The organism is Rhizobium sp. No.120, assembly GCF_054558365.1.
The window spans coordinates 283,221-296,056 of sequence record NZ_BAAJNQ010000002.1 but is presented as its reverse complement, the minus strand read 5'-3'; the positions used below and the strand labels follow the sequence as shown (position 1 = coordinate 296,056).

The window sequence follows — 12,836 nt, the reverse complement described above, 5'->3', positions numbered from 1 at the left end:
CCATCTTCTTATCCGCCAATATTAGTGGATGCTATCGCGTACCGGAAATTTACTTCGGCTTCACAGTTCCGCTTGACCAAATCCAATAAAAAAGCAATTTTTGGGCCAGTTGGAATTTCGCGAGAATTTTAGTGATAAGAGGCGCGAATTCCCGAGGAGTTCAAGGGGAGTCCTGCGTCCGCCATGGCACTATCGGCCAATCTTTTCCTGCGCCAAAGCCAAAGCCTGGTGATGACACCGCAACTGATGCAATCCATTCAGTTGCTGCAGATGACGCATTTCGAGCTCAACCAATTCATCGCGCAGGAAGTCGAGAAGAATCCGCTGCTGGAATTTGCGTCAAATGACGAGGATCTAGGCAGTACCAGTGATCGCGAGCCGAAGGACGAACGGTTTGAGGTCATGGAGGAAACCCATGGCGAAGATGGCTCCGAACGCAATGCCGGCGACCTCGCGAGCGACTGGTATGAGAGCGACAATACCGGCAATGCCAATCGGCTGAGTGATGAGCTCGACACCAATTTCAGCGATGTCTTTCCCGACGACGGCAGCCCGCAGCGCGCCGATGCGCCGGAGCTGCTCAGCCAATGGAAGTCCATGCCGGGAGGCGAAGCCGGTGAGGGTTACGATCTTGACGACTTCGTCGCCGGCCAGGTGTCGCTGCGCGATCACCTCAACGAACAGATCCCCTTTTCGCTTCCCGCAATGGGAGACCGGCTGATTGCCCAGCATCTTGTCGACCAGCTCGACGACACCGGCTATCTGCGCGCCGAGCTCAACGAAACGGCCGAACGGCTCGGCACGACGCTTGCCGATGTGGAACGGGTATTGGATACCCTGCAGCAGCTCGACCCTCCCGGCGTCTTCGCCCGCTGCCTCAGCGAATGCCTGGCAATTCAGCTTCGGCAGAAGGATCGCTACGATCCCGCCATGGAGCGGCTGATCGACAATCTCGAACTGCTCGCGCGGCGCGATTTTGCTACGCTGAAGCGGGTCTGCGGCGTCGATGAGGAAGATCTGCTCGATATGATGGCGGAAATCCGTCAGCTCAACCCCAAGCCCGGCAGCGGCTTCGAAACCGACATATCGGAGGCGATCATGCCCGATATCGTCGTGCGCCCCTCTGCGGACGGGAGTTGGCTGGTGGAACTCAATCCCGATGCGCTGCCGCGGGTATTGGTGAGCCAGTCCTATTTCGCCTCCGTCTCCAAGACCAGTCAGGACCATGCCTTCCTGTCGGAATGCCTGCAGAACGCCAATTGGCTGACCCGCAGCCTGGACCAGCGCGCCAAGACGATCATGAAGGTGGCAAGCGAAATCGTGCGGCAACAGGACGCGTTCCTGCTTCATGGCGTCGACCATTTGCGGCCGCTCAACCTGAAAACCGTTGCGGACGCCATCAAGATGCATGAATCGACGGTCAGCCGCGTGACCTCGAACAAATACATGCTGACGCCGCGCGGGCTGTTCGAGCTCAAATATTTCTTCACGGTATCGATCGGCGCCGTCGAGGGCGGCGACAGTCATTCCGCGGAGGCCGTGCGTCACAAGATCCGCCTGCTGATCACGAATGAGAGCCCGGATGCGGTTCTGTCCGACGACGATATCGTCGATACGCTGAAGAAGAGCGGAATAGAGCTTGCTCGCCGCACGGTTGCAAAATATCGCGAAGCCATGAACATCCCCTCTTCCGTGCAACGGCGCCGGGAGAAGCGGGCTCTGGCCAAAGTTTCCGGTTTCTGACAGGCGGCGCCTCTCAACCACAGGCTGCCGAACTCCTAACAGTCCGTTAAGACGCAGTTGACTTTCCGATGTGGCAGGGCTAGAAGCCCGCCGCAATCGCTGCAGGACAGCACGACCATGAAACTTATCCCCACCATCCAAAAGGCGGTCAATATACGCAATTTGCCTTTGACTGCGTGAAGTGCTTGGATGAGCTTGAGGCTTGGCGTAAACTGATACGCGCAATAACCACTACAAGAAGGGAAACTCCATGAGTGTGCGTGTCTCCGGTAAACATATGGAAATTGGTGACTCCTTCCGCCAGCGGATAGAAGACCAGATCGGTATGGCCGTGACCAAATACTTCGACGGGGGGTATTCAGGTCAGGTAACTGTGCAGAAGTCCAGTTCGCGCTTCGCGGCCGATTGCAAGCTTCATCTCGATAGCGGCGTGGTATTGCATGCTGCCGGCGAAGCCATGGACCCGCAGCTTGCTTTCGACGCTGCGTCCGAGCGCATCGAAAAGCGCCTGCGCCGTTATAAGCGCAAACTCAAGGACCATCAGGCCGGCAACCATGTGAACGGGCAGGCGGAAGTCGCCTATACGGTCATGGACGGCGTTCCGGACGATGATGAGGAGGTTCCTTCCGATTTCGCGCCGGCGATCGTCGCAGAAAGCACGAAGCAATTGAAGACCATGTCGGTGGCGACTGCCGTGATGGCACTCGACATGACCGACGAGCCGCTGCTGCTCTTCCGCAGCCCCGGCAACGAACACTTGAATATCGTCTACCGCCGTCAGGACGGCAACATTGGCTGGATCGACGCAGCCAATATCAAAGGCTGAGAATAGAAGATAAGCGGCGGCTGCGCATTATAGCAGCTGGCCGCCGCTTGCCCGTCATCGGTTCTCGGCGACACGAAGGATAAAGAGAATGGCATTGGCAGATTTGCTACAGCAAGATGCGATCATCCCCGCCTTGAAGGCAAATTCCAAAAAACAACTGCTTCAGGAGCTGGCCGCCAAAGCCTCCAAGCTCACCGGATTGCCTGAGCGCGAAATCTTCGACGTCGTGCTGCAGCGCGAGCGCCTGGGCTCCACCGGCGTCGGCAATGGCATCGCCATTCCGCACGGCAAACTCGCCAGCATCAAGTCCATCGCCGGTATTTTCGCGCGCCTTGAAGCGCCTGTCGATTTCGAAGCGCTGGACGACCAGCCCGTCGATCTCGTCTTCCTGCTGCTCGCACCCGAAGGTGCCGGCGCAGACCACTTGAAGGCGCTCTCGCGCATCGCCCGCGTTTTGCGAGACCAGGATCTGGTCGCGAAGCTCCGCGCCACCGATTCCGCCTCCGCCATCTATGCATTCCTTAACGAGGAGCAGGCATCCAACGCCGCGTGACGACCTGCGTCGCATCGGACTAAGGCAAAAATAAGAGCCGGATGATCTCAGATCATCCGGCTCTTTCTTTTTCGTTATCGCTCTGAAAGATCAGGCGTCTTTCTCATCCAGCGGGCTGTTGGCGCCCTGCTCGGCATTTTCCACGATCTTCGGGCCACCCTTGGCAACGCCGACCATGGCCGGGCGCAGAACGCGGTCACCGATGACGAAGCCGGCCTGAACCACCTGGACGACTGTGTTGTTCGGCACTTCCGGGTTCGGCACTTCGAACATGGCCTGGTGGAAATTGGGGTCGAACTTCTGGCCGACCGGCTCGAGCTGGCGTACGCCGTGGCGCTCGAGGGCCGAGAGCATGGAACGCTCGGTCATCTCGACACCTTCGATCAGTGTCTTCAGGCCGGCATCGGCGCCATCACGGGCGTCGGCCGGAATGGCATCCAGCGTGCGGCGCAGATTGTCTGCCACAGAGAGCATGTCGCGGGCAAAGCTTGCCACGGAATAGGACTTTGCATCCTTCACATCGCGCTCGGTGCGGCGACGGAGGTTGTCCATCTCGGCAGCGAGACGAAGATAGCGATCGCGCAGTTCGCCGTTCTCGGCCTTCAGCAGCTCAACCGGATCTGGCTGAGACGGCTCGGCCGCATCAACGGTTTCCGCTGCATCCTGCGCGAAATCCGCTGACGTGTCGGCCGCCGTGGCGTCAGGTCCGGTTTTTGTTGTTTCGTCGGTCATGACGGTCTCCGAATTGCTTGGTCTTTGGATGTGCCCGATATCGAGGTTTGATCGGAAAAAATCAAGGCTTTGTCGAGAAGAACAGCCAATTCGCGGCTTTGCGACGGCAGCAATATCTTTCCCTCCGCATTGCCGCCGCTTGCGACATTGACTGTTCAGCCCTCCCTACCAGTAGTATGCTGAAATATATGTCAGCACAGCGTGAGGTGACATCAATGTCTAATGGCAAATCCCTTTCAGGCAAGTGTTTCTGTGGCGCGGTGGAAATCGCAGTCAATGGCGAGCCAATGGCAATGGGCTACTGTCATTGCGACTCCTGTCGGGAATGGTCGGCAGGGCCTGTCAACGCCTTCTCGCTCTGGGCGCCGGAAGCCGTTCACGTCACCAAGGGCGCAGACAAGATCGGCAGTTATCAGAAAACCGAGAAGAGCGTGCGCAAGTGGTGCACGGTCTGCGGCGGCCATCTTTTGACCGAGCATCCGCCGTGGGGCGTGACCGATGTCTACGCGGCCGTCCTTCCCGACCTCGATTTTCAGCCCGGCATGCATGTCAACTACGAGACGACGGTGCTGCATCTGAGAGACGGGCTGCCGAAGCAGAAGGATTTTCCAGCCGAAATGGGCGGATCGGGAACCTTGCTTCCCGATTGACGACAACCGCTAGAGTGGTTCAGTTTTCCATGGAATCCCTGAACCGCTCTAGCACTTTGTTGCCTCGCAATTCCGGACGGAAAACCGCTGCGCACTTTTCCTGGAATTGCTCGAGATCCTCTCCTCAGATTCCAGGCCGTGACAGCCGCGAAATCAGCTGCGCCGTATAATCGACCATGGGCACGATGCGGGCGTAGTTCAGCCTCGTGGGGCCGATGACACCGACGGCGCCGACGATGCGGTCATCATCATCGCGATAGGGCGCAACGATCAGCGAAGAGCCCGACAGCGAGAAGAGCTTGTTTTCCGAGCCGATGAAGATGCGCACGCCCGGTCCGCTTTCGGCGAGATTGAGGATCTCGATGAGGCTGTCCTTCTTCTCGAGATCGTCAAAAAGCAGCCGCAGGCGATCCAGATCCTCCGCACCACCGATTTCAGCGAGTAGATTGGAATGGCCGCGCACGATGAGCTGCGTCGGCTTGCCGTCGTCATCGCCGCCGGACCAGACGGCAATGCCGCGCTCGACCAGCTGATGCGATAGGCTGTCCAACTCCTGGCGTACGTTTTCCTTGAGGCTCTGCAATTGCCGCCTCAACTCCGGCATCGTCTGGCCGGTCATATGGGCGTTGAGGAAGTTGGCGGCTTCCGTCAGCTGCGACGAGGTCGTGCCGGCCGGCAGCTCGATGATGCGGTTTTCGACCTGATCGTGCTCGCCGACGAGCACGGCGAGCGCCTTGGTCGGCTCCAGCCGGATGAATTCCACATGCTTGAGAACGGGATCGCTCTTGGAGGTGATGACGAGACCGGCGCCGCGCGAAATGCCCGACAGTACCCGGCTTGCCTCCGACATCATCGATTCCACCGGCTGATCGCGATTGCTGCCGCGCACCTGCCGATCGATATTGGCCCGATCCTCGGCGGAGAGATCGCCGACCTGCATGAAGGCATCGACGAAGAAGCGCAGGCCGACCTGGGTCGGCAGTCGCCCGGCGCTGACATGCGGCGAATAGATGAGCCCGAGTTCTTCCAGATCGCTCATGACATTGCGCACAGAAGCCGGCGACAGCGACATGGGCAGCAGGCGCGACAGATTGCGCGAACCCAGCGGCTCGCCGTTTTCGAGATAGCCTTCGACGATGCGGCGGAAGATTTCCTTGGAGCGTTCGTCCAGTGCAGCAATGACATCCGAGACCGACGATGTCGTGAATACCATTTCGCTGTCAGATCCATTCCGTTGAGCCTTAGGCAAAATATAATCATTCAGTTAGCAATGGCAAAAGGGAAAAATGTCGCCGCCGCCGCCGAGCGTCTTTCCGGCCTGCTTTTCCTTTGCAAAAGCGGCCTGCGGGTCGTAGAAGCGGTCAACGAACATTCAGGAGAGTGGAATGAGGCCTTCAGGCAGAAAAACCGACCAGATGCGCAAGGTGTCGTTCGAGCGCAATTTTTCCAAGCATGCGGAAGGCTCCTGCCTGGTAAAATTCGGCGATACGCATGTGCTCTGCACGGCAAGCCTGGAAGACAAGACGCCGCCATGGCTGCGCAACAGCGGCAAGGGCTGGGTCACGGCCGAATATGGCATGCTGCCGCGCGCGACCGGCGAGCGCATGAAGCGCGAAGCCGCGGCCGGCAAGCAGGGCGGCCGCACGCAGGAAATCCAGCGCCTCATCGGCCGGTCGCTGCGCGCCGTCGTCGACCTCAAGGAACTGGGCGAACGCCAGATCACCGTCGACTGCGATGTCATCCAGGCGGATGGCGGCACGCGCACGGCCTCGATCACCGGCGGCTGGATCGCGCTCTACGACTGCCTGAAGTGGATGGAAAGCCGCAACATGGTGAAGGTCGAGCGCGTCCTGAAGGATCACATCGCCGCCATCTCCTGCGGCATCTTTGCCGATCAGCCTGTCATCGATCTCGATTATCTCGAGGATTCTTCGGCTGAGACGGACGCCAATTTCGTCATGACCGGCAAGGGCGGCATCGTCGAGATCCAGGGAACGGCTGAAGGCGCGCCCTTCAGCGAAGAGGAATTCGCCACGCTGATGCATCTGGCCAAGAACGGCATTGCCGAACTGGTGGAGCTGCAGAAGCAGGCCATCGCCTGAGGATATCTTGAATGGCTGACCCGGCCCTCGCAGGCATTCTTGAAACTGCCCTCTATGCAGACGATCTCGATGCCGTCGAAGCCTTTTATGGCGGCATACTCGGGTTGGAAAAGATATCGCGAGGCGGCAACCGTCATGTCTTCTATCGCTGCGGGCCAGGCGTGCTCCTGATCTTCAACAGTGAAGAAACGGTCAAGCCGCACGAGCCGGGCGCCCTGCCCGTACCGCCGCATGGGACTGAGGGTCATGGTCACGTTTGCTTCCGTGTCGATGGCAACGAGATCGAAGCCATGGCCGAGCGGCTGAAGGCAGCCGGTGTCGATATCGAAGCCGATTTCCACTGGCCGAATGGCGGCCGTTCGATCTATTTCCGCGATCCGGCGGGCAACAGCCTGGAATGCGCCGAACCCCGGATCTGGGGCCTATGACAGGACAGCACATGCGCAAGCTCGATACCAAGACCATCGTCGTCGCCAGCCATAATGCTGGCAAGATCCAGGAAATCCGCGATCTGATCGGTCCGCTCGGCTTTACAGCCAAGTCCGCAGCCGATCTCAACTTCATCGAACCGGACGAAACGGGCACGACTTTCGAGGAAAATGCGACGATTAAGGCGCTTGCCTCGGCCAATGCCTCGGGCCTACCGGCACTTTCGGACGATTCCGGCCTGGTGATCGATGCGCTTGGCGGCGGCCCTGGCGTCTATACCGCCAATTGGGCCGAGACGGCCGATGGCACACGCGACTTCGCGATGGCGATGCGGAAGGTCGAAGCCGCCCTGGAAAAGGCCGGCGCCAACACGCCGGAGAGCCGCACGGCTCGCTTTGTCAGCGTTCTCTGCCTCGCCTGGCCGGACGGACATACCGAACTTTTCCGCGGCGAAGTCGAAGGCACCGTCGCCTGGCCGCCGCGCGGCAGCCAAGGCTTCGGCTACGACCCGATCTTCCAGCCCAGGGGCTACGAGACCACATTCGGCGAAATGAGCGCCGAGCAGAAGCATGGCTGGAAGCCCGGCGACGAGCAGGCGCTGTCGCACCGCGCCCGCGCCTTCAAGATCTTTGTCGAAACCTGCCTGGAGGCGTAAGCTAATCCCGTGGAAATCGTGGACACACAGGATCTGATGCACGGCGCGCAATTGCTGCCCGATACCGGCGAACCCGGTTTCGGTGTCTATGTGCATTGGCCTTTCTGCGCAGCCAAATGTCCCTACTGCGATTTCAACAGCCATGTCCGCCATCAGCCGGTCGATCAGGAACGTTTTGCTGCCGCCTTTCTGAAGGAAATGGCGACGATGCGCATGATCAGCGGCCCGAAGACAGTGACCAGCGTCTTCCTCGGCGGCGGTACGCCTTCGCTGATGAAACCGGAAACGGTGGGTGCGGTGCTCGATGGCATTGCTAGGACATGGCATGTGCCTGATGGCATCGAGATCACCATGGAGGCCAATCCGTCGAGCGTCGAGGCGGAGCGCTTTCGCGGCTATCGCGCCGCCGGGGTCAATCGCGTATCGATGGGCGTACAGGCGCTGAACGACCGCGACCTCAAATTCCTCGGACGGCTGCACAATGTCGAGGATGCGCTTAAGGCGATCAAGCTTGCGCGCGAAATCTTCCCGCGTATGTCCTTCGACCTCATCTATGCCCGCCCCAACCAGACCGTCGAGGAATGGGAACGCGAGCTGAGACAAGCAATCTCCTACGCGGTCGATCACCTCTCGCTCTATCAGCTGACGATCGAGGAGGGCACGCCCTTCTACGGCCTTCACAAGGCCGGAAAGTTGATTGTGCCCGATGGCGATCAATCGGCGCTGCTCTATGAGGCGACGCAGGAGATCACCGAGCGCGAGGGCATGCCGGCCTATGAGGTTTCCAATCACGCGCGGCCCGGCGCCGAGAGCCGGCACAATCTCACCTATTGGCGCTATGGCGACTATGCCGGCATCGGCCCCGGCGCTCACGGCCGCTTGACCAGAGGCCCGCAGAAACTGGCGACGGCGACCGAGCGCAAGCCGGAGAGCTGGCTCGAGATGGTCGAGCGCGACGGCCACGGCATGATTGACCAGGAAATGCTTGGTTTCGACGAACAGGCCGACGAATTGCTGCTGATGGGCCTGCGGCTGCGGGAGGGCGTCGATCTCGCCCGCTGGCAGCAATTGTCCGGGCGCGATCCCGATCCGCAGCGCGAGGCGTTTTTACTGGAACACGGTTTCATAGAGCGCATCGGCAATTCCCGCCTGCGCTGCACGCCGGCGGGAATGCTGGTACTCGATTCCGTGGTCGCCGATCTCGCTTGTTAGCACCTCCCCTTTAGGCGCATGTCGCCGTAACGCGGCGGGTGGGGTGATCCCCGTGTGTACGATGATATTTCGGTTGTTGCCCAGATCACCCCACCCCGGCACTTACGTGCCGACCCTCCCCCTCAAGGGGCGGGTAAGTAAGCGTCCATCGATTGCGGCAAGGCCAACCGCGATCAGCGCCATGCCAATAAAATGCTTCGGCTGCAGGCTTTCGCTGAGAATGAGCGCGCCAAGCAGGATGGCGCTGACGGGAATGAGAAAGGTCACCAGCATCAGATTGGTCGCGCCGGCCGTCGCCAAGATACGGAAGAACAGCACATAGGCGATGGCGGTCGACAGGATGGCCAAGCCCAAAAGCGCCAGCCAGGTCTCAGTGGAAGGCATTGCCAGCGCCCAGGGGCGATCGACGAAGAGCGCGATTGGCAGAAGCATTATCGCCGAGCCCGTCACCTGGCCGGCAGCGGGAATGATCGGTGCCAGCCCCATGCGGCGGAAGCGCCGACCGAAAATGCCTGCGAGCGAGTAGCTGAAAGCGGCGCCCAATACAGCCAGCTGCGCCAGCAGGTTGGAGCCGAGGCTCGCAAGCACCGAAGGGCCGATCATCAGCGCCACACCGGCAAAGCCAACGATAACGCCGATAAGGCGGTTGCCGGTCATCTTCTCATCCTCCGTCAGGAAATGGGCGACGACGACGGCAAAGAGCGGCGTGGTGGCGTTAAGGATCGAGGCGAGCCCGCTGGCGATATGGGTTTGCCCCCAGACGATCAGCAGGAAGGGAATGACATTGTTGAGGAAGCCCATGGCGAAGAAGGCGAACCAGGTCTGGCGGTCTCTCGGCATCGCATGTCCGGTGGCACGCACGATGACATGCAGAGCAATGGCAGCGAGCGCGACACGCGCGGTAACGATGGTGAAGGGCGGCAGTTCGCGCACCAGAATGCCGTTGAACAGGAAGGAGCCGCCCCACAGAATGGATAGCCCCACCAGCATGCCCCATTCGACCGCGCCCATGGATTTCTGTGCCATCTGATCATCTCCAGCATCAGCGGATTGAGTTTTGCTTATTGGTGGCCAATCGCGACATGATTGCCAACCATCGCCATTGCTGGAATAATCTCGCCATATCGAGCCTCTGGCAAACGAGTCTTTTTCAAATCATGATTTAGCTGAGCTCAATCATTATGGATCAACTGCCATCCCTTTCGGCGCTGCGCGCCTTCGAAGCCTCCGCCCGGCATCTCAGCATGACGCTGGCTGCGAACGAGCTGCATGTGACGCCCGGCGCCATCAGCCTGCAGATCCGTGACCTCGAAAGCGCCCTCGGGGTACGGCTTTTCGAGCGGCGAGCCCGCAGCTTAGCGCTGACGAGTGAAGGCGCCGAATATTTCGCGACGATGCGAACGGCTTTCCGCCTCATGCGCGAGGCGACAGCGGCTCTCGCTATGCGCTCCAAGGATACGGTGCTGACCCTTACCTGCACCGCCGGCTTTGCCACGCATTGGCTGGTGCCGCGACTGCGGCGCTTCGAGGAGGCCCATCCCGATATCGATCTGCGCATCAGCGCGTCCTATCGCATGATGGATTTCCAGCGGGATGGGATCGATCTTGCCATCCGCCACGGCCTCGGCGGCTATGAGGGCCTGGCAAGCGAGAGATTTCTCGATGACGAATATGTTCCGGTGTGCACGCCGGAAATGGCGGCGGCGCTTGGCCCTTCACCCGCAGTCGATGACTTAGCTGGCCTGACACTGATCCATGATGTCTACCGGCGCGACTGGGAGCTCTGGCTGAAGGCCGTCGGGGCCACGCGGGTGGACGCCATGCACGGACCGGTCTTCACCGATGGCATGGGCGCTTATCACGCCATGAAGGCAGGCCTCGGCATCGCGCTGATGCGCCGCTCTTTCGTGGAGCAGGAATTGGCTGACGGCACGCTCGTTGCGCCCTTCCCAACCGGATTTGCGAGCGCGCTTGCCTATCATCTCGTCTATCAGCCGGGTGCGCTGGAGAGGCCTGCCGTCGCGGCACTGCGTGCCTGGCTATTTTCCGAGGTCTCACGCACGACGCCGCCGACCTAAAGCGCGCTTGGAGCGCAAAAAGAAACGGCCGGCGATCAAGCCGGCCGTAGACGATGTGGCGAATGCCGATCGCTCGGCTTACTCGTTGATAAGGCGCTTCAGCAGCTCGATCTCGTGCGACAGCTTGCTGTCGCCGGAGATCAGTTCCTCGATCTTGCGCACAGCGTGCAGGACCGTGGTGTGATCGCGGCCACCGAAGCGACGGCCGATTTCCGGGAAGGAGCGCGGCGTCAGCGTCTTCGACAGATACATGGCGATCTGGCGCGGCTTGACGATGACGCGCGTACGGCGGTTCGAAACCAGTTCCTGGCGCGACACGTTGTAGTGGCGTGCGACGATGCGCTGGATGTCCTCGATGCGGACGCGGCGCGGCTCGCCGGAGCCGACCAGATGCGCCAGCAATTCGTCGACGCGCTCGACCGTCAGGTTCGGCTCGAAGGAACGACGGAAGATAAGCTGGTTGAAGGCTCCTTCCAGTTCGCGGCCGCTCGCGGTCACGTTGCGGGCGACATGCGAGAGGATTTCGGCCGGGATTTCCAGCGACGGATCATCCTGACGGGCAGCATCGAGACGGCGCTTGAGGATCTCAAGACGCATTTCATAGTCCGGTGCCTCGACTTCGATCGCTACACCGCCCTGCAGACGCGAACGCACGCGCGGATCGAGCGATTCCAGTTCCCAGGGAGCGCGATCGGCAGCAACGACGACCTGCTTGGCGCTGTCGAGCAGCATGTTCAACAGGTGGCAGAACTCATGCTGGATCATCTTGCCCTGCAAGAACTGCATGTCGTCGATGATGAGCAGGTCGATGTTACGCAGCGAGTCCTTCAGCGTCAGTGCATCATTATCGCGGATCGCGGTTGCGAAGCGCCACATGAAGTATTCCGCCGTCAGGTAGACGACCCGCAGACCGCGTGGATTCTGCACGGCTGCATTGGCGATCGCCTGCAGAAGGTGGGTCTTGCCGAGACCAACAGTTGCATGAACGAAGAGCGGGTTGAAGCGCACAGCGCCGGAGCCGGCTTCGGCGATGGTCTTTGCCGCGGCAAGGCTGACGCGGTTCGAGCTGCCTTCGACGAACGTATCGAAGGTGAAGCGGGAATCGAGCGGAGAGCCGAAGAGCGGCGAACCTGCCGTCGCGGGCCGGGCAGCCGCAGCCGCACTCACCGCCTGGGCAACCACCTGGCCGGCCGGCTGGGCGACGGCGCGACGGATCGGCGCGACAGCCGCTTGATCAGGCACCACCGGCTGCTCGTCCGCACCGGGCTTCGTGCCCTGCCGGGTCGCGGTGCGCACCAGAATTTCGACCTTGAGGATCTCGGCATCCTCAGCCTGAAACAGGCTGGTGATGAGATCGAGATAGCGATTGTTGATCCAGGACTTCAGAAATGTCGTCGGGACCGTGAGGCGAACGACGCTCTTCGATACCGAATGAAGCTTGAGCCGCGCAAACCAGCTGGCATAGACATCGGGTCCGACCTGCGCCTTCAAGCGCGCGCTGACGCGCTCGAACAAATTATTTTGCGCCACGTCGCCCTTTTCCCCCGCCGCTTCTAAGCAAACCGCACCGAACGCCTGCGCATTGTCCCCATTTTCCAACGCACCTGTCGCCCTCGTATGTATCTGCATATAGTGCCGCCTTCCACAGTCTCTTATGGGGCGAAACAGTGTGACACCACCGCCCCTAGGTCTTCGCCATGGCATGACGATCGCGCTCGATGTCCAAGCTGCGCCGCATACCGGTTCATCAGCCACGCCCGGCCAACGGGCCTTACAAGAACACTGTGGCGAAAACCGCTCTTTAAAGCAGCCTTCGTCTCGGCGTCTGTAAGCGGAACGTCAATCGGCCCTCGTAC

General features: G+C 60.4%; 13 protein-coding genes. 9 read left to right on the top strand and 4 right to left on the bottom strand.

Features of this window, described 5'->3' with window-relative positions; genetic code table 11:
• Positions 1-183: 183 nt before the first annotated feature.
• From rpoN to ptsN, 3 genes are all read left to right on the top strand, one after another.
• Positions 184-1,743 (top strand): RNA polymerase factor sigma-54, encoded by a 1,560-nt coding sequence (gene rpoN / locus ACYJRZ_RS07145; protein WP_459457486.1) that lies wholly within the window; start codon positions 184-186, stop codon positions 1,741-1,743.
• 250 nt (positions 1,744-1,993) lie between these two features.
• Entirely contained in the window at positions 1,994-2,569 is a 576-nt protein-coding gene (gene hpf / locus ACYJRZ_RS07140; protein WP_106996445.1) for a ribosome hibernation-promoting factor, HPF/YfiA family, read from the top strand.
• 88 nt (positions 2,570-2,657) lie between these two features.
• Positions 2,658-3,122, top strand: a complete 465-nt coding sequence (gene ptsN, locus ACYJRZ_RS07135) for a PTS IIA-like nitrogen regulatory protein PtsN (protein WP_015338601.1) — start codon at positions 2,658-2,660, stop codon at positions 3,120-3,122.
• 90 nt (positions 3,123-3,212) lie between these two features.
• Here the strand turns inward: ptsN and grpE are convergent, their stop codons facing one another.
• The gene (grpE, locus tag ACYJRZ_RS07130) at positions 3,213-3,854 is read right to left on the bottom strand and encodes a nucleotide exchange factor GrpE (protein ID WP_459457483.1); all 642 of its coding nucleotides are present in this window, start codon (positions 3,852-3,854) and stop codon (positions 3,213-3,215) included.
• Between the two features lie 215 nt (positions 3,855-4,069).
• On the opposite strand from grpE, the gene ACYJRZ_RS07125 reads away from it, so the two are divergent.
• Entirely contained in the window at positions 4,070-4,504 is a 435-nt protein-coding gene (locus tag ACYJRZ_RS07125) for a GFA family protein (protein ID WP_459457481.1), read from the top strand.
• A gap of 124 nt (positions 4,505-4,628) precedes the next feature.
• Here the strand turns inward: ACYJRZ_RS07125 and hrcA are convergent, their stop codons facing one another.
• Positions 4,629-5,717: a heat-inducible transcriptional repressor HrcA gene (hrcA, locus tag ACYJRZ_RS07120; protein WP_459457479.1), complete on the bottom strand. Its 1,089-nt coding sequence runs from the start codon at positions 5,715-5,717 to the stop codon at positions 4,629-4,631.
• Positions 5,718-5,889: 172 nt separating this feature from the next.
• Between hrcA and rph the strand changes: the two genes are divergently transcribed.
• From rph to hemW, 4 genes are read left to right on the top strand one after another with little or no spacing between them, the layout of a single operon-like run.
• On the top strand, positions 5,890-6,606 hold the full coding sequence (gene rph / locus ACYJRZ_RS07115; RefSeq protein ID WP_015338597.1) for a ribonuclease PH: 717 nt from the start codon (positions 5,890-5,892) through the stop codon (positions 6,604-6,606).
• An 11-nt stretch (positions 6,607-6,617) separates the two neighbouring features.
• Positions 6,618-7,034, top strand: coding sequence for a VOC family protein (locus ACYJRZ_RS07110; protein ID WP_459457477.1), 417 nt, complete (start codon positions 6,618-6,620; stop codon positions 7,032-7,034).
• 11 nt (positions 7,035-7,045) lie between these two features.
• Positions 7,046-7,690, top strand: a complete 645-nt coding sequence (rdgB, locus tag ACYJRZ_RS07105; protein WP_459457475.1) for an RdgB/HAM1 family non-canonical purine NTP pyrophosphatase — start codon at positions 7,046-7,048, stop codon at positions 7,688-7,690.
• 36 nt (positions 7,691-7,726) lie between these two features.
• Positions 7,727-8,902, top strand: coding sequence for a radical SAM family heme chaperone HemW (gene hemW, locus ACYJRZ_RS07100; protein ID WP_459458673.1), 1,176 nt, complete (start codon positions 7,727-7,729; stop codon positions 8,900-8,902).
• A gap of 102 nt (positions 8,903-9,004) precedes the next feature.
• Here the strand turns inward: hemW and ACYJRZ_RS07095 are convergent, their stop codons facing one another.
• The gene (locus ACYJRZ_RS07095) at positions 9,005-9,928 is read right to left on the bottom strand and encodes a DMT family transporter (protein WP_459457473.1); all 924 of its coding nucleotides are present in this window, start codon (positions 9,926-9,928) and stop codon (positions 9,005-9,007) included.
• A gap of 155 nt (positions 9,929-10,083) precedes the next feature.
• On the opposite strand from ACYJRZ_RS07095, the gene gcvA reads away from it, so the two are divergent.
• Positions 10,084-10,980, top strand: coding sequence for a transcriptional regulator GcvA (gene gcvA / locus ACYJRZ_RS07090; RefSeq protein WP_459457471.1), 897 nt, complete (start codon positions 10,084-10,086; stop codon positions 10,978-10,980).
• A gap of 78 nt (positions 10,981-11,058) precedes the next feature.
• On the opposite strand, the gene dnaA is transcribed toward gcvA, so the two are convergent.
• The gene (gene dnaA, locus ACYJRZ_RS07085) at positions 11,059-12,609 is read right to left on the bottom strand and encodes a chromosomal replication initiator protein DnaA (protein ID WP_459457469.1); all 1,551 of its coding nucleotides are present in this window, start codon (positions 12,607-12,609) and stop codon (positions 11,059-11,061) included.
• Positions 12,610-12,836: the final 227 nt, after the last annotated feature.